Below are 17,197 nucleotides of genomic sequence, written 5' to 3'. Positions count from 1 at the left end.
CGACGGCTGACGTCGCAGACGCTACGGAGTGGTTGTCACGGGGCTGTGCGGAGCAGCCGTAGGCGGGCGCACGGCTGGCCATCGGTTGTGTAACAGTGCGCGGAACAGCCCGGACAAAGGGCCCGGGGGTCCGTCAGGTCAGCGGCAGCCGGTACCGGCCGCCGGCCAGTGGCTCGACAAGGCCGTCGGAGACCAGCCCGTCCAGCGCGCGGGCCCGCTGCACCGGCTCGTCCCACACCGCGTCGAGCGCCGGCTGCCCCACCGGGCCGACCGTCTCGCGCAGCACCGCCAGGAGCCTGCCGCGCACCTGCCGGTCCGTGCCGGCGTAGGTCTGGCCGCGGCGCGGGGGCCCCTGGTGCGCGGGCTTCCCGGCGAGCCGCCAGGCGCACTGCTCCGCGATCGGGCAGCGCGTGCAGTCCTCGTTCTTCGCGGTGCAGACGAGGGCCCCGAGCTCCATCGTGGCCGCCGCCCAGCGGGCCGCCCGCTCGTCCTCGTCGGGCAGCAGCTCCCGGGCGAGCCTGCGTTCGGCGGCGGTCGTCGCGTTCGGCGGGTACTGGATGCCGGCCGCGGCCCGGGCGAAGACCCGGCGGACGTTGGTGTCGAGGACGGCGTGCCGCTGCCGGTAGGCGAACGAGGCCACGGCCGCCGCCGTGTACTCGCCGATGCCGGGCAGGGCGAGGAGCTGGGCGTGCTCGCTCGGTACGTCGCCGCCGTGGCGTTCCGTTATCGCCTGGGCGGCCCCGTGCAGGCGCAGGGCCCGGCGCGGGTAGCCGAGCCGGCCCCAGGCGCGGACCGCCTCGCCGGGCGGCTCGGCCGCGAGGTCGGCGGGGCGCGGCCAGCGGGCAAGCCACTGCTCGTACACGGGGAGGACCCGGTTGACGGGGGTCTGCTGCAGCATGAACTCGCTCACCATCACGCCCCAGGCACCCGCTTCGGGGCGGCGCCAGGGCAGATCGCGGGCGTGCTGGTCGAACCACCCGATGACGGGGGTGTGGAGGGAGGTGGGGGGCGTCTGTGTCGCAGTCGTGGCAGTCATCGCACCGTCGATCCTGACACGGAAGGGCGGAGAGGCGTCACGGGCACGGGGGTGTCATGGAGCGAACGAGCCCATGGAGTGATAACGCCACCCGTCTGTCCCCAGCTCCACGGCGTCCGCGTTCCGGCAAGTGGCCCCACGCCCCGCGAGCCGTTGCGGCAACTGGCCCCATGGGCCGGAATTCCCCGGACCGACGGAACCGACCGAGTGTGACCGTCTCGTCACCGTCGGTTGTCCCGCGTCGCCCGGGAGGGCGAACAGGCCCTTGCGGGATGATGATCCGCAAAACTTGGGGACCAAGGCGGCGGGTGGGGCGGGAGTTGGGCCCGATCTCTCGTACAGTTTGCGCCGTGGGATCTCTGCGTAATCCGATCGGGCCGCTACCCTCCACCATCTACTGGCGACGGAGGGCGGTCGCGGCGGCGCTGGTCGTGCTGCTCGCGTTGCTGATCGCATGGGTCGTCACCTCCGGTGGCGGCAAGGGGAACCACGACGACTCCAAGGCGCCCGGCTCCGGTCCGGTCGATTCGATCACCCCCGGACCCTCCGGTTCCGGCCCGGCGATCAGCGAACAGCCCGGCGGACGCGACGAGTCGGGCGGCTCCGGCGGCAGCGACGGTGGCGGGGACGGCAGTTCGGACGGGGGCTCCGGCGGTACGGGCGGCGGCTCCGGCGGTACGGGCGGCGGCTCCGGCGCGAACGACGACAACGGCGGTGGCCAGGACACCGGTTCGGGCTCGTCCTCCGCTTCTGGCGGTTCCTCGGGCGGCGGGGCGGTCGCCGGACAGCAGGTCCCGGCAAGCTCCCCGCTCCCCGACTGCAAGCCCGCCGCACTCCAGCTGACCCTGAAGACCGAACTCAGCTACGGGCCCGACGAGAAGCCGAAGTTCCGGCTGCTGGTCACGAACACCTCGTCCACCGCCTGCAAGGCCGACTTCGGCCCCAAGAGCGCGGTGTTCACCATCACCGAGGCGGGCGGGGACGACGACGAGGTCTGGTCGTCCAGGGACTGCCCGCGCAAGCCGCAGGCCGTGCTACTGAAGGTGCCGGCCGGGGCGACCGTCGTGCACACCGTGGAGTGGGACCGCGCGAAGAGCGCCCCCAAGTGCGCGACACCCCCCGCGGGGAAGGCCGGGCCGGGTACGTACCTGGTGGAGGCCAAGGCGCCGGGCGAGCCCGTGCAGCGCGCCTCGTTCGTCCTCGCGAAGGACTGAGCCCGGGGCTCGGGGCCCGGGCCCCGAGGACCGAGGGGCCTGCCGACGCCCACGCGTCCGGCAGGCCCTACACGTACCGTTCGAGGATCGACGACTCGGCCAGCCGGGACAGGCCCTCGCGCACGCTGCGCGCCCGCGCCTCGCCGACCCCGTCCACCGTCTGGAGGTCGTCCACGCTCGCCGCGAGCAGCTTCTGCAGACCGCCGAAGTGCTCCACGAGCCGGTCGATGATCGCGCCGGGCAGCCGCGGGACCTTCGCCAGCAGCCGGAAGCCGCGCGGCGACACCGCCGAGTCCAGCGTCTCCGGCGAACCGCTGTAGCCCAGCGCCCTTGCCACCACCGGGAGTTCGAGCAGTTCGGTGTGGGTCAGCGAGTCCAGCTCGGTGAGCGCCTCCGCCACCGTGCGCGAACGCTTCGCCGTCGGCTCCGGCACATAGTCGCGCACGACCAGCTCGCGCTCCGGCTCCACGCCCGCGATCAACTCGTCCAGCTGGAGCGAGAGGAGCCGGCCGTCCGTGCCCAGCTCCACCACGTACTCGGCGATCTCCGTCGCGATCCGCCGGACCATCTCCAGGCGCTGCGCGACCGCCGTCACGTCCCGGACGGTCACCAGGTCCTCGATCTCCAGCGCGGAGAGCGTCCCGGCGACCTCGTCCAGCCGCAGCTTGTACCGCTCCAGGGTGGCGAGGGCCTGGTTGGCGCGGGACAGGATCGCCGCCGACTCCTCCAGGACCCGGCGCTCCCCGTCCACGTACAGCGCGATCAGGCGCATCGACTGCGAGACCGAGACGACCGGGAAGTTGCACTGCTTGGAGACCCGGTCCGCCGTGCGGTGGCGGGTGCCCGTCTCCTCGGTGGGGATGGAGGCGTCCGGGACCAGCTGCACACCGGCCCGCAGGATCTTGGTCATGTCCTTGTCGAGGATCAGCGCCCCGTCGAGCTTGGCCAACTCGCGCAGCCGGGTCGCGGTGAACTCCACGTCCAGCACGAAGCCGCCGGTGCACATCGATTCGACGGTCTTGTCCATGCCGAGCACGATCAGACCGCCGGTGTTGCCGCGGAGAATGCGCTCCAGGCCGTCCCGCAGGCCCATTCCGGGCGCCACGGCGCTCAACGAGGCGCGCATCAGCGCCTCGTTACCGGTGGTTTGGCCGGACTTTCCGGGCGATGATGCCCGGTCGCTGGCTGCCACTGCACTCCTCCGGTCACAGGTTTGCGGTGCCCTCGGGGCCTGTCGCTCGGAGCAGGCCGGTTCCAATCGAAGGACCCTACGTCCCTCGTACCGTTCGTACGGACGGGCGAGACCAGGGCAAAGTCTACCGGCGCGCGTCGTCCTCCCGGGGGGCCTGTGCCCGGGACCGGCGCGGGAGCACTCCGAGCGCGTCGCCCATGTTGGCCACTTCCGTGACCTTCATACCGGCCGGGACCTTGCCCGGATCGGTCGGGACCAGGGCGTGGGTGAACCCCAGGCGGTGGGCCTCGGCCAGCCGCCGCTGGACCCCCGTGACCCGTCTGACCTCGCCCGCGAGCCCCACCTCGCCGATCGCCACCAGGTTCTTGGGCAGCGGTGTGTCGCTCGCCGCGCTGGCCAGCGCCAGCGCGATGGCCAGGTCCGCGGCCGGCTCCGAAAGCTTCACACCGCCCACCGTCGCGCTGTAGATGTCCCGCTTGCCCAGCGAGCTGATCCGGCCGCGCTGCTCCAGGACGGCGAGCATCATCGACACCCGGGACGTCTCCAGTCCGGAGGTGGTGCGCCGGGGCGAGGGGATCTGCGAGTCCACCGTGAGCGCCTGCACCTCGGCGACCAGGGGCCGCTTGCCCTCCAGGGTCACGGTCAGACAGGTGCCGGGCACCGGCTCGTCGCGGCGGGTGAGGAAGAGGCCGGACGGATCGGCGAGGCCCGTGATGCCCTCGTCGTGCAGCTCGAAGCAGCCGACCTCGTCGGTCGCCCCGTACCGGTTCTTGACGCCGCGCACCAGGCGCAGCCGGGCATGGCGGTCGCCCTCGAAGGAGAGAACCACGTCGACCAGGTGCTCCAGCAGCCGCGGCCCGGCGATGGCGCCGTCCTTGGTGACATGGCCGACCAGCAGCGTCGACATGCCGCGCTCCTTGGAGGCCCGGATCAGCGCCCCGGCGACCTCGCGGACCTGCGCCATCCCGCCGGGCGCGCCGTCGATCTCGGGGGAGGCCACCGTCTGCACCGAGTCCAGGACGAGCAGCGACGGCTTGACCGCGTCGAGGTGGGCGAGCACCGCCGACAGGTCGGTCTCCGCCGCCAGGTACAGGTTGTCGTTGATCGCCCGGATGCGGTCGGCCCGCATCCGGACCTGGGAGGCGGACTCCTCGCCGGTCACATACAGCGTGCGGTGCTCGCCGCTCGCCGCCTTGGCCGCGACGTCGAGCAGCAGCGTGGACTTGCCGACGCCCGGCTCGCCCGCGAGCAGCACGACGGCGCCGGGCACCAGACCGCCGCCCAGCACCCGGTCCAGCTCACCGACGCCGGTGGGGCGGGCGGTGGCCTGCCGGCTGTCGACCTGGCCGATGGGCAGCGCGGGGGTGGAGACGCGGCCCGCCGCCGTGGTCCGTACGGCGGGGGCGCCGCCGAACTCCTCGACCGTCCCCCACGCCTGGCACTCGGGACAGCGCCCGAGCCACTTCGCGGTGGTCCAGCCGCATTCGGTGCAGCGGTAGGACGGCCGGTCCTTCGCGGATTTCGTACGGGCAGCCATGGCGCCACCGTATAGGTGGGGTCGGACAGTGGTGCCGGGCGCGGTCCGGGGCCCGGCACCCTCGGGCCGGCGCAGGGGGCGGAATCGCAGATTCCTGTCCATTATCGCGCGATACGTTCATCCGAAAGGGTTAAATCTACTCAAGGAGCGCGGAGGGCCTGCCCGCTCTGCCTACGGTCGCAAGGTGACGAGCAGCAGGCTGGAGACCCCCACGAAGACCCCCGGCGCCCATCGGGGACAGCACCGCGCGCCCCACTCCTCGCACTCCTCGCCGAAGCAGCCGCCCGCCCGTTACGAGCCGCACCTCGACGGTCTGTTCACCTACTGCCTCTCCGTCCTCTGCGACCACGACGCCGCCACCGAGGCGCTCGGCGCAGTCCTGGCCCTCGCCGAGCGACAGGGCGGCCGCTGCCCGGCCGACGAGGAGGAACGTAAAACCTGGCTGTACGCCCTGGCCAGGTGGACGTGTCTGCGCCGGCTCACCGAGCAGAAGCAGGGCCGCCGCGCCCACCGCCGCCCCGAGCCCCCCCGGCCGCACCGCGGGCCCGCCGACGAGGACCGCCACACCCCGTCCGCCCCGGCGGCCCGCCCGGCACGGCGTACGCCCCACACCGCCCAGCCCCACACCGCCCAGCACGCCGCCGCTGCACCGAAGGCCCCCGCCCCTGCCGTCCCCGCCCCCGGCGCATCGGAGACGCCCGCCGCCGCCGAGGCGCACCGCCGGGAGCTGGCGCAGCTGGCCTGGCCCGAGGCGGCGGGCACCACCCCGGAGCAGCGCGAGGCGCTGGAGCTGGCCGTACGGCACGGGCTGAAGCCCCGCGCGGTCGCCGCCGTCCTCGGGCTCGACCCCACGAGCGCCCGGGAGCTGCTGGCCGGGGCCGCCTGCGAGGTGGAGCGCACCCGGGCCGCCCTTGCCGTCGTCGAGACGGGCAACTGCCCCACGGCCGGCCGGCTCACCGGTGACCACCGCGCGCTGCTCTCCGCCACCCTGCGCCGCGAGCTGGTGCGGCATGTGGACGACTGCCCGCGCTGCCGCCGGGCCGCCGAGCGGGCCGGAGCCGAGGGGCCCTGGCCGGGGAAAGCCGTCACGCCCGCCGCCGTTCTGGCGGTGGTCGAGGCGCCCCGCCCCTCCGCGTACGTGGCCATGCTCCAGGCGCAGAAGCATCAGAAGAATCGGTCCGCCACTCCGCGTTTCGACCGCGCGGGCTTCCCGATGGACCCGAAGGACCACGCCGCGCGCCGCGACCGGCTGCGCTCCCGGGTCATGACGACGACGGTCGTCGCCACGGTCGTCGCCGCCCCGGTCATCGCCCTGTGGTCCGCCTACCGGGGCGCGCCGCTCACCGGCGAGGGGCGCGACGGCTCGGCGGTCAGCGCCGCCGACGCGGACACCGGCGCATCGCAGACCCCGTACGCCCCGTACGAGAACGCGGGCAACGCCAGCCCCGACTCCGGCACCCGCTTCACGGACGGGGAGAGCCTTCCGGACGTCTCGGCCGAGATCATCAGCGTGGGTACGGACCCGGGCCGGGACACCGCCGGGCACGGCGCGGGCCGGCTCGCCGTCGAGGCCCGCGCCGACGGCTCCACGACCCTGATCACCCTGACCGCGTCGAAGGCGGGCCCGGTCTCCTGGTCGGCGGCCACCGGGCAGTCCTGGGTGCGTCTGAGCCGTTCCTCCGGGAAGCTCGCCGCCGGTGACAGCATCACGATCCGCGCCCTCGTGGACCACGCCCGCGAGCCCGCCGGCCCCTGGACCGCCCACATCACCCTCGCCCCCTCGGGCGCGGTCGTCGCCATACACGGATACGGGGCCAAGGCGCCGACCCCCGGGGCATCGCCGCGCCCCGGCCACCCGCACGGCAGCCTCCATCCGCGCCCGCCGGTCCCGGCCGACCCGACACCGACCTCGCCGGAGCCCTCCGAGCCGACCCCCGACCCGACGGACCCCACCCCGGCACCGACGGACCCGGACGAGCCGAGCCCCACCCAGGACCCGACCGGCTCCTCGGGCCCGCCCGCCCCGCCGAAGGGCCCGAGCACCCCGCCCCGCGCCGACTGACAGTGCCGACCGGCCGGGACGACTACTACGCGGGGTCCGCCGGATGCGGGGCCATCGGCAGCAGCGAGGAGAGCCGCTGCTCGCACAGCTCGGTCAGCCGCTCGTACCCCTCCTTGCCCATCAGCTCGATCAGCTCGGGCCGGTACGACACGTACACCGGCTCCCCGGCCCCGTGCGCGGAGGTCGCCGAGGTGCACCACCAGTGCAGGTCGTGGCCGCCAGGACCCCAGCCCCGCCGGTCGTACTCGCCGATCGACACCTGGAGCACGCGCGTGTCGTCGGGCCGGTCGATCCACTCGTACGTACGCCGCACCGGCAGCTGCCAGCACACGTCCGGCTTGGTCTCCAGCGGCTCCTTGCCCTCCCGCAACGCCAGGATGTGCAGCGAGCAGCCGGCGCCCGCCGGGAAACCGGGGCGGTTCTGGAAGATGCAGGAGCCCTGCCAGCGCCGCGTCTGGCGCTCCCCGTCGTCGTCGGTCTGGGTCCAGCCCGACTCCGTACCCACGTCGTGGAACTGCCACAGCTCCGGTGTGAGCCGGGCGACATGACCGGCCACCCGCTTCTCGTCGTCCTCGTCCGAGAAGTGGGCGCCCAACGTGCAGCAGCCGTCGTCCGCGCGGCCCGCCTGGATGCCCTGGCAGCCGCTGCCGAAGACGCAGGTCCACCTGGACGTCAGCCAGGTCAGGTCGCAGCGGAAGACCTGCTCGTCGTCGGCGGGGTCGGGGAACTCCACCCAGGCCCGCGCGAAGTCGAGATCCGTCTCGTCGGACGGATCGGGCTCCGCCGCTGCCGGCACCCGCATCTCCAGCTTCTCCGCGTGCTTGATGTCCGGCTCGCTGTCCGGCTTCTTCGTGGCTTTGCCCGGCTTCGCCTTTTTCGTCTTTGGCACGCGCCCAGAGTAAGTCCGCCGCCCGCAGTAGCGTTCCCCGTATGAGACTCGGAGTCCTCGACGTGGGGTCGAACACGGTTCATCTGCTGGTGGTGGACGCGCATCCGGGCGCCCGCCCGCTGCCCGCGCACTCGCACAAGGCGGAACTGCGTCTGGCCGAACTCCTCGACCGGGACGGGGCGATCGGCCCGCTCGGCGTGGACCGCCTGGTCGGGACGATCGCGGGCGCGCTCGACGCCGCCGAGGACAAGGGCTGCGAGGACGTCCTCGCCTTCGCCACCTCGGCCGTACGGGAGGCGAGCAACGCCGACCAGGTGCTGGCGCGGGTTCGCGACGAGACGGGCGTCGACCTCACGGTCCTCAGCGGCACGGAGGAGGCCCGGCTCACCTTCCTCGCCGCGCGCCGCTGGTTCGGCTGGTCGGCGGGCAAGCTGCTGGTCCTGGACATCGGCGGCGGCTCGCTGGAGATCGCGTACGGCATGGACGAGGAACCGGCCGCCGCCGTGTCGCTGCCGCTCGGGGCCGGGCGCCTCACCGCGGGCTGGCTGCCGGGCGATCCGCCGGACCCGGCCGAGGTGAAGGCGCTGCGCCGGCATGTGCGGGCGCGCATCGCCCGCAGCGTCGGCGACTTCACCCGCATCGGCCGCCCGGACCACGTCGTGGCCACCTCCAAGACCTTCAAGCAGCTCGCCAGGACCGCGGGCGCGGCGCGTTCCGGCGACGGCCAGGACGTGCAGCGCACCCTCAGCCGCAAGGCGCTGGAGGAGTGGGTGCCGAAACTGGCCGCGATGACGGTCGGGGACCGCGCGAACCTCCCCGGCGTCTCCGAGGGCCGCTCCGCGCAGCTGCTGGCCGGGGCACTGGTCGCGGAGGGCGCTATGGACCTGCTGGACGTGGACGAGCTGGAGATCTGCCCCTGGGCGCTGCGCGAGGGCGTGATCCTGCGCCGCCTGGACCACCTGCCGTCCGAGAAGGACGCGGCCCCGAGCTGAGCGCCGCCCCGGACGGCCCCCGCCGCCATGGCCCTTCTCACTTTCCGCCGCACTCCCTCGGCGGGGCGCACCGCTGCCCGTACGCTGTCTGCGTGGCAGAACCAGTGGTGCGCGTCCCGGATGCGAAGGTCGCCCTGTCGACGGCCTCGGTCTATCCGGAGTCGACGGCGACGGCCTTCGAGATCGCCGCGCGCCTGGGGTACGACGGCGTCGAGGTCATGGTCTGGACCGACCCGGTCAGCCAGGACATCGAGGCCCTGCGCCGGCTCTCCGACTACCACCAGGTGCCGATACTCGCCGTGCACGCGCCCTGTCTGCTGATCACCCAGCGGGTCTGGTCCACCGACCCGTGGGTCAAGCTCCAGCGGGCGCGCGCCGCCGCCGAGAAGCTCGGCGCGTCGACGGTCGTCGTCCACCCCCCGTTCCGCTGGCAGCGCAACTATTCGCGCGACTTCGTCACGGGGATCTGGCGGATGGCGGACGAGACGGACGTGCGGTTCGCGGTCGAGAACATGTACCCGTGGCGCTACCGGGACCGCGAAATGCTCGCGTACGCCCCCGACTGGGACGTCACCAACGACGACTACCGCCACTTCACCGTCGACCTGTCGCACACCGCGACCGCGCGTACGGACGGCATGGCCATGGTCGACCGGATGGGCGACCGGCTCGCCCACGTCCACCTCGCCGACGGCAAGGGCTCCAACAAGGACGAGCACCTGGTGCCCGGCCGGGGCGACCAGCCCTGCGCCGAACTGCTGGAGCGGCTGGCCGGTTCCGGCTTCGAGGGCCATGTGGTCATCGAGGTCAACACCCGCCGCGCGATGTCCACCGCCGAACGCGAGGCCGACCTCGCCGAAGCGCTCGCCTTCACCCGCCTGCACCTGGCCTCCTCTTCTCCCTCTCCCTCCTCCGAGCAGGCCCCCCGCCGATGACCCCGGACGCGCCGGGCCCGGCCCCCAGGCGCCGCGGCCGCCCCGCCCGCGCCGCGTCGGACACCGGCCCCGACGCCCGCACCCGCATCCTGGAGGCCGCCCGCACGGAGTTCGCCGAGCGCGGCTACGACAAGACGTCGGTCCGGGGCATCGCACGGGCGGCCGGCGTGGACGCCGCGCTGGTCCACCACTACTTCGGCACAAAGGACGAGGTCTTCGCCGCCGCGATCGAGCTGTCCTTCGAGCCCGCCCTGGCGGCCCCCGAGATCCTGGACGGCGACACCCAGGACATCGGCGAGCGCCTGGCCCGCTACTTCATCGCCGTCTGGGAGAACCCGGCCTCCCGCGCCCCCCTCCTGGCCGTCCTCCGCTCGGCCGTCACCCACGAGGCAGCGGCGACGGTCCTGCGCACCTTCGTCCTGAGCCGCCTTCTCAACCGCATCGCCTCCCAGCTGAACGCCCCGGACGCCACGTTCCGCGCCGAACTGGCCGCGTCACACATGGTGGGCATCGCGATGCTGCGCTACGTGGTGAAGGCGGAACCCCTGGCGTCGACGGACCCGGAAAAAATCATCAGAACCGTAGCCCCGACGTTGCAGAGCTACCTGGCACCGCCCACCTGAACATTCCAGCCCCTCCGGCGCTTGAGCCCCTTCCCGTCCCTCCGGCGCTTTCCCCTCCAGCCTCGCCGGCGCCTGAGGCGCGGGGCCCGGGGCGGAGCCCCGAAAACCCAGCCCCTCCGGCGCCTGAGGCGCGGGGCCCGGGGCGGAGCCCCGAAAACCCAGCCCCTCCGGCGCTTGAGGAGCGGGGTCCGGGGCAGCGCCCCGGTTACGGGAAGGGGCGGGTAGGGGACAAGGCCCGCCGCAGGCGCACCGCAGGCGCACGGCAACACCCCACCCCACCCCGCCCCCACCCCCCGAACAGACGTCCCGCATACCGGACACCCCGTCCACATCCTGGCACCAAGGGCGTACGCTCAAGAACAGTCTTCGATGTAGAAGGAGCGAAGAGACGATGCCCACGCTGAGGTCCCGCACTGTCACCCACGGCCGCAACATGGCCGGCGCCCGAGCCCTCATGCGGGCCTCCGGCGTAGCGAGCGAGGACATCGGCAAGCCGATCATCGCCGTCGCCAACTCCTTCACCGAGTTCGTCCCCGGCCACACCCACCTCGCCCCCGTCGGCCGCATCGTCTCCGAGGCGATCAAGGCGGCGGGCGCGGTGCCCCGCGAGTTCAACACCATCGCGGTGGACGACGGAATCGCCATGGGCCACGGCGGCATGCTCTACAGCCTGCCCTCCCGCGACCTCATCGCCGACAGCGTCGAGTACATGGTCGAGGCCCACTGCGCCGACGCCCTCATCTGCATCTCGAACTGCGACAAGATCACCCCGGGCATGCTGATGGCCGCGATGCGCCTGAACATCCCGACCGTCTTCGTCTCCGGCGGCCCGATGGAGGCCGGCAAGGCCACCCTGGTCGACGGCACCGTCCGCAAGCTCGACCTGGTCAACGCGATCAGCGACGCCGTCGACGAGAGCATCTCCGACGAGGACATCCTCCGTATCGAGGAGAACGCCTGCCCCACCTGCGGCAGCTGTTCAGGCATGTTCACGGCCAACTCGATGAACTGCCTGACCGAGGCCCTCGGCCTCTCCCTCCCCGGCAACGGCTCGGTCCTCGCCACGCACACCGCCCGCAAGGCGCTGTACGAGGAGGCGGGCCGCACGGTCGTGGAGATCACCAGGCGCTACTACGAGCAGGACGACGAGACGGTCCTGCCGCGCTCCATCGGCACCCGCGCCGCGTTCGAGAACGCGATGGCGCTGGACATCGCGATGGGCGGGTCCACGAACACGATCCTGCACCTGCTCGCCGCCGCGCAGGAGGCCGAGCTGGCCTACGACCTCGACGACATCGACGAGGTCTCGCGCCGCGTCCCGTGCCTCTCGAAGGTCGCCCCCAACGTGGCCCCCGGCGGCACGTACTACATGGAGGACGTGCACCGGGCCGGCGGCATCCCCGCCCTGCTCGGCGAGATGCACCGGGGCGGGCTGCTCAACGAGGACGTGCACGCGGTGCACTCCGACTCCCTCGCCGAGTGGCTGAAGGACTGGGACGTCCGCGGCGGATCGCCGTCCGCCGAGGCCGTCGAGCTGTGGCACGCGGCCCCCGGCTGCGTCCGCTCCGCGACCGCCTTCTCGCAGTCGGAGCGCTGGGACACCCTCGACCTGGACGCGGCCGGCGGCTGCATCCGGGACGTGGCGCACGCGTACTCCAAGGACGGCGGCCTCGCGGTCCTCAAGGGGAACATCGCCGAGGACGGCTGCGTCGTGAAGACGGCCGGCGTGGACGAGTCGATCTGGACCTTCGAGGGCCCGGCGGTCGTCTGCGAGTCGCAGGAGGAGGCCGTCGACAAGATCCTCCGCAAGGAGATCACGCACGGCGACGTCGTCGTCATCCGCTACGAGGGCCCGCGCGGCGGCCCCGGCATGCAGGAGATGCTCTACCCGACCTCGTTCCTGAAGGGCCGGGGCCTGGGCAAGAGCTGCGCACTCGTCACGGACGGCCGCTTCTCCGGCGGTACGTCGGGACTGTCCATCGGCCACGCCTCGCCCGAGGCGGCCTCCGGCGGCACGATCGCGCTCGTCGAGGACGGCGACCGCATCCGGATCGACATCCCGAACCGCTCGATCGACCTGCTCGTCTCCGACGCCGAGCTGGCCACCCGCCGCGAGGTGCTGAACGGCGAGTACGCGCCGAAGAACCGCGAGCGCAAGGTCTCGGCCGCGCTGCGCGCGTACGCGGCGATGGCGACGAGCGCGGACCGCGGCGCCGTCCGCGACGTCTCGAAGCTGGGCTGAACCGCGGTGTGCGGCCCCTGCCGGTGCGGGGGCCGCACTCACCGCGCGCCGGGACCGTCCCCGGCTTTGGGATACTCGACCTCGTGAGCGAGAACAGCGAGACCCCCGACGTCACGGCTTCCGGCCCGTCCGAGCCCGCGGCGGCCTCCGCCGGCACCCCCGCGGCGCCGCAGGGCCCGCAGCCCGAGCCCCTTCGCTTCTTCGGCACCACCTGGGTCGGCCACGACGGCCACTACGGGCTCCGCCGCGCCGGGGCCGCCGTCGGCTCGCTCGCCGCCGCCGTCGCCTCCTGCTTCGTCCTGCGCTTCGCCTACCAGGGCCTGGAGATCGCCGACATCGGCGGCTTCGCCAACATGCTGGTGGTCCTGATGTTCGCCGTGTGCAGCGCGATCGCCTTCCGCAAGACCTGGGAGGGCTTCAGCCGCCGCCCGGCCGACCCGGCCCGCGAGGACACGCTGCGCGGCCTGAAGGCCATCGGCTTCGTAGGCTCGCTGCTCGCGTACTTCTTCCGTACGTTGACCGAGGCACCGGGCGAGAAGCTGAGGCGTACGGAGTACGAGGAGGCCCAGGTCCGGTACGCGAAGCGCCGCTCGGCCCGCACCGGCAATCCGGCGGCCCGCAGGAAGAAGGGCCGTCGCGGCTGACTGCGTCCCTGGTGGGGGGCACGATGGCCCCATGACCCCGACACAGTCTCCGGACACCACTCCGAACCACTTGTCCGCACCTTCGCGCGCCCTGTCCTTCGACCGGGCCGCCGCCCAGTACGCCGCCGCCCGCCCCGGCTACCCGGACGCGCTTCTCGACGCGGTCGAGGACCTCACCGGCCGCCCTCTGCGAGGAGCCCGCACCCTCGACGTGGGCGCCGGCACCGGCATCTCGACCCGCCGCCTCCATGACCGCGGCGCCCGGATCGTCGCCGTCGAACCGGGGCCCGGCATGGCCGCCGAACTGCGCCGGGCCCTTCCGGACGTCCCGCTCGTGCGCGGCGACGGCAACCGGCTGCCCTTCGCGTCCGCCTCCGCCGACCTGATCACGTACGCCCAGTCCTGGCACTGGACCGACCCGGCCCGCTCGGCCGCCGAGGCCCGGCGCATCCTGCGGCCGGGCGGCGCGCTCGCCCTCTGGTGGAACGTCGCGGACCATACCGTCCCGTGGGTCGCCGACCAGGACGCACGGCTCCGCCGCTTCTTCCGCGTCGAGGCGCGTGTCGACGACCGCAGCGCCCACGGCTCGGCCGTACAGGACCGCGACCTGCCGCCGGACCTCGACTTCACGCACCGGCGCATCCCGTGGACCCGACGCGTCCGCCTCGCCACCCACATCGACAACCTCGGCAGCCACTCCGCGTTCCTGACCATCGGCGATGATGCGGCCCGGCAGTTCCTCGCCGAGGAGCGGGCCCGGCTCGCGTCGGATTTCCCCGACGGCACGGTCGAGGAGGCGTACGTCGTCGAGCTGAGCGTGGCCGTGCGCTGAGGCGGCCGCACCCGTCCCTTGACGAGGGCGCCCGGCCGTAACAATATTCATCACATGATGAATTCTTCGGGCGTCGCCGTCGAGGCCCGTGGCCTCACCGTCCAACGAGGCAGCCGCACGGTTCTCAGGGGCCTCGACTTCACCATCGAACCCGGCAGGATCACCGGCCTCCTAGGGCCGTCCGGCTGCGGCAAATCCACCCTGATGCGCGCCGTCGTCGGCACCCAGGCCAAGGTCACCGGCACCCTCCGGGTCCTGGGCAGCCCCGCCGGCCACCCCGCCCTCCGCCCCCGCGTCGGGTACGTCACCCAGGCGCCCTCCGTCTACACCGACCTCACCGTCCGGCAGAACCTCGACTACTTCGCGTCGATCCTCCGGCCGGGCCGCAAACACCGCGACGCCCGCCGCGCCGCCGTCACCCGCGCGCTCACCGAGGTGGACCTGGCCAGCCACGAGGACGCCCTGGCCGGCACCCTCTCCGGCGGCCAGCGCACCCGGGTCTCGCTCGCCGTCGCCCTGCTCGGCACCCCCGACCTGCTCGTCCTCGACGAACCCACGGTCGGCCTGGACCCCGTCCTGCGCCGCGACCTGTGGCAGCTGTTCCACACCCTCGCCGCCGAACGCTCCACGACGCTCCTCATCTCCTCCCACGTCATGGACGAGGCCGAGCGCTGCCACCGGCTCCTCCTGATGCGCGAGGGCGAGATCCTCGCCGATGACACCCCGCAGGCGCTGCGTACCGCAGCCGGCACCGACACCGTCGAGGAGGCCTTCCTCCACCTGGTCGACGCGGCCGCCACCCGCGAGGAGAACGCCCGATGAGCACCCCGGCTGCCGCCAACACCACCGCCACCGCGCCCCTGAGCGCGGCCCGCACCCTCGCCACCGCCGCACGCGTCCTGCGCCAGCTCGCCCACGACCCCCGCACGGTCGCGCTGCTCCTGCTGATCCCGGTCCTCATGATCACGTTGTTGCGGTACGTCTTCGACGGCAGCCCGCAGACCTTCGACTCGATCGGGGCCTCGCTGCTCGGCATCTTCCCGCTGATCACTATGTTCCTGGTGACCTCGATCGCCACCCTGCGCGAACGCACCTCCGGCACCCTGGAGCGCCTCCTCGCCATGCCGCTCGGCAAGGGCGACCTGATCGCCGGTTACGCGCTCGCCTTCGGGGCCGTCGCCGTCCTCCAGTCCCTCCTGGCCACCGCCCTGTCGGTGTGGGCGCTCGGTCTGGACGTGACCGGGTCGCCGTGGCTGCTGCTCCTGATCGCCCTGCTCGACGCGCTGCTCGGCACGGCACTCGGCCTGTTCGTCTCGGCGTTCGCGGCTTCCGAGTTCCAGGCGGTCCAGTTCATGCCGGCCGTGATCTTCCCGCAGTTGCTGCTCTGCGGACTGTTCGTCCCCCGCGACCGCATGGCCCCGTTCCTGGAGGTCATCTCGGACGTCCTGCCCATGTCGTACGCCGTGGACGGCATGAACGAGGTCGTCCACCACCCCGACGTCACCGGCGACTTCGTCCGCGACGTGCTGATCGTGGCGGGCTGCGCCCTGCTCGTCCTGGCCCTCGGCGCGGCCACCCTCCGCCGCCGCACCACCTGAGGGTTCGGTCCGACGGGGCGGTGCGAGGATGGCGCCGACGAGCACTGAGCACCGTGCACAGCGAGCACCGCCCGGAGGGTGAACGGCATGACCCAGACAGTTGCAGTCCTCGGCACCGGCAAGATCGGCGAGGCCCTGCTCAGCGGAATGATCCGGGCCGGCTGGCGCCCGGCGAACCTGCTGGTCACCACGCGCCGCTCGGACCGGGCCGCCGAGCTGCGCGACCGTTACGGCGTCGACGCCGTCACCAACGCCCAGGCCGCCGAGCGCGCCGACATCCTCATCCTCGCGGTCAAGCCCCAGGACATGGGCCGCCTCCTGGACGAACTGGCCCCGCACCTCGACGCCGACCGCCTGGTCATCAGCGCGGCGGCCGGTATCACGACCGCCTTCATCGAGGACCGCCTCAGCGCCGGCACCCCCGTCGTCCGCGTCATGCCGAACACCCCCGTCCTGGTCGATGAGGGCATGTCCGTCATCTCGGCGGGCAGCCACGCCACCACCGAGCACCTCGCCACGGCGGAGGCGATCTTCGGCGGGGTGGGCAAGACCCTGCGCGTCCCCGAGTCCCAGCAGGACGCGGCCACCGCCCTGTCCGGTTCGGGCCCCGCGTACTTCTACTTCCTGGTCGAGGCGATGACGGACGCCGGCATCCTGCTCGGCCTGCCCCGCGCCCAGGCCCACGACCTCATCGTCCAGGCCGCGATCGGCGCCGCCGTGATGCTCCGCGACAGCGGCGAGCACCCGGTCAAGCTCCGTGAGGCCGTCACCAGCCCGGCCGGCACCACCATCAGCGCCATCCGCGAACTGGAGAACCACGGCGTACGCGCCGCCCTCATCGCCGCCCTCGAAGCGGCCCGCGACCGCAGCCGCGAGCTCGCCTCCGGCAACGGCTGACCCGGCCCGCAGCCCCCGGCGGAGCCGGGGGTTGACACGGCCCCCGCGCATCCGTAGTGTGCTCCGAGTTGTCCGACGTGAGCGCCGACTCCGGTCGGTCCCCGGACAACCATTCCGCAGTAACCACAGCAAGCAGGCGACAGTTGTCGCATGTCTTGGTGTGCGCATGTGCGAAATGAGGAATCCGCGTTCGAAGGAACGCGACCCCGATTAGCGTCGGGGCCCTGGATTCCGCTAATGTCTCACTCGTCGGAACGGCCCAACAGCCGCGAGGACAAGCCCCACTGACTGGGAATCAGGCCCGAAAGGATCTGATAGAGTCGGACTCGCCGGAAAGGGAAACGCGAAAGCGAAGAACTGGAAAGCGAAAAAGCAGGGCCCGCTTCGACCGGGAATCGGACACGAAAGAGTCTGATAGAGTCGGAAACGCAAGACCGAAGGGAAGCGCCCGGAGGAAAGCCCGCGAGGGTGAGTACAAAGGAAGCGTCCGTTCCTTGAGAACTC

15 protein-coding genes are annotated in these 17,197 nt (G+C 72.8%); 11 read left to right on the top strand and 4 right to left on the bottom strand.

Going from position 1 to position 17,197, the window contains the following annotated elements:
- Positions 1 to 133: 133 nt before the first annotated feature.
- On the bottom strand, positions 134 to 1,036 hold the full coding sequence (locus E6P78_RS31605; RefSeq protein WP_136207060.1) for an A/G-specific adenine glycosylase: 903 nt from the start codon (positions 1,034 to 1,036) through the stop codon (positions 134 to 136).
- A gap of 431 nt (positions 1,037 to 1,467) precedes the next feature.
- On the opposite strand from E6P78_RS31605, the gene E6P78_RS31595 reads away from it, so the two are divergent.
- A complete protein-coding gene (locus tag E6P78_RS31595; protein WP_136207061.1) occupies positions 1,468 to 2,250 on the top strand; it encodes a hypothetical protein in 783 nt (260 codons plus the stop codon).
- Between the two features lie 67 nt (positions 2,251 to 2,317).
- Here the strand turns inward: E6P78_RS31595 and disA are convergent, their stop codons facing one another.
- Both disA and radA read right to left on the bottom strand, forming a co-directional pair.
- The gene (gene disA, locus E6P78_RS31590; protein WP_136207058.1) at positions 2,318 to 3,442 is read right to left on the bottom strand and encodes a DNA integrity scanning diadenylate cyclase DisA; all 1,125 of its coding nucleotides are present in this window, start codon (positions 3,440 to 3,442) and stop codon (positions 2,318 to 2,320) included.
- Positions 3,443 to 3,566: 124 nt separating this feature from the next.
- Complete coding sequence (gene radA / locus E6P78_RS31585; RefSeq protein ID WP_136207057.1) at positions 3,567 to 4,979, bottom strand: DNA repair protein RadA; 1,413 nt, start codon at positions 4,977 to 4,979, stop codon at positions 3,567 to 3,569.
- Positions 4,980 to 5,163: 184 nt separating this feature from the next.
- Between radA and E6P78_RS31580 the strand changes: the two genes are divergently transcribed.
- A complete protein-coding gene (locus E6P78_RS31580; protein WP_136207056.1) occupies positions 5,164 to 7,041 on the top strand; it encodes a hypothetical protein in 1,878 nt (625 codons plus the stop codon).
- A 25-nt stretch (positions 7,042 to 7,066) separates the two neighbouring features.
- On the opposite strand, the gene E6P78_RS31575 is transcribed toward E6P78_RS31580, so the two are convergent.
- Positions 7,067 to 7,930, bottom strand: coding sequence for a hypothetical protein (locus E6P78_RS31575; protein ID WP_136207055.1), 864 nt, complete (start codon positions 7,928 to 7,930; stop codon positions 7,067 to 7,069).
- A 41-nt stretch (positions 7,931 to 7,971) separates the two neighbouring features.
- Here E6P78_RS31575 and E6P78_RS31570 point away from each other — a divergent pair, with 41 nt between their 5' ends.
- The 9 genes from E6P78_RS31570 (at position 7,972) to proC (ending at position 16,693) form a co-directional block, all read left to right on the top strand.
- On the top strand, positions 7,972 to 8,922 hold the full coding sequence (locus E6P78_RS31570) for a Ppx/GppA phosphatase family protein (RefSeq protein ID WP_136207054.1): 951 nt from the start codon (positions 7,972 to 7,974) through the stop codon (positions 8,920 to 8,922).
- 92 nt (positions 8,923 to 9,014) lie between these two features.
- Entirely contained in the window at positions 9,015 to 9,857 is an 843-nt protein-coding gene (locus E6P78_RS31565) for a sugar phosphate isomerase/epimerase (RefSeq protein WP_136207053.1), read from the top strand.
- Complete coding sequence (locus E6P78_RS31560; RefSeq protein ID WP_136207052.1) at positions 9,854 to 10,480, top strand: TetR family transcriptional regulator; 627 nt, start codon at positions 9,854 to 9,856, stop codon at positions 10,478 to 10,480. The genes E6P78_RS31565 and E6P78_RS31560 overlap by 4 nt, the downstream gene beginning before the upstream one ends.
- 391 nt (positions 10,481 to 10,871) lie before the next feature.
- Positions 10,872 to 12,722 (top strand): dihydroxy-acid dehydratase, encoded by a 1,851-nt coding sequence (ilvD, locus tag E6P78_RS31555; protein WP_136207051.1) that lies wholly within the window; start codon positions 10,872 to 10,874, stop codon positions 12,720 to 12,722.
- 83 nt (positions 12,723 to 12,805) lie between these two features.
- Positions 12,806 to 13,366, top strand: coding sequence for a hypothetical protein (locus tag E6P78_RS31550; RefSeq protein ID WP_136207050.1), 561 nt, complete (start codon positions 12,806 to 12,808; stop codon positions 13,364 to 13,366).
- Positions 13,367 to 13,397: 31 nt separating this feature from the next.
- Positions 13,398 to 14,198 (top strand): class I SAM-dependent methyltransferase, encoded by an 801-nt coding sequence (locus E6P78_RS31545; RefSeq protein ID WP_136207049.1) that lies wholly within the window; start codon positions 13,398 to 13,400, stop codon positions 14,196 to 14,198.
- Between the two features lie 54 nt (positions 14,199 to 14,252).
- Entirely contained in the window at positions 14,253 to 15,020 is a 768-nt protein-coding gene (locus E6P78_RS31540; RefSeq protein WP_136207048.1) for an ABC transporter ATP-binding protein, read from the top strand.
- The gene (locus tag E6P78_RS31535; protein ID WP_136207047.1) at positions 15,017 to 15,796 is read left to right on the top strand and encodes an ABC transporter permease; all 780 of its coding nucleotides are present in this window, start codon (positions 15,017 to 15,019) and stop codon (positions 15,794 to 15,796) included. The genes E6P78_RS31540 and E6P78_RS31535 overlap by 4 nt, the downstream gene beginning before the upstream one ends.
- Before the next feature lie 87 nt (positions 15,797 to 15,883).
- Positions 15,884 to 16,693, top strand: coding sequence for a pyrroline-5-carboxylate reductase (proC, locus tag E6P78_RS31530; RefSeq protein ID WP_136207046.1), 810 nt, complete (start codon positions 15,884 to 15,886; stop codon positions 16,691 to 16,693).
- Positions 16,694 to 17,197: the final 504 nt, after the last annotated feature.

Source organism: Streptomyces sp. A0958 (assembly GCF_004795035.1).
GTDB lineage: Bacteria > Actinomycetota > Actinomycetes > Streptomycetales > Streptomycetaceae > Streptomyces.
Note: the sequence above shows the minus strand (reverse complement) of the source record. Positions and strands in the feature narration are given on the sequence as shown.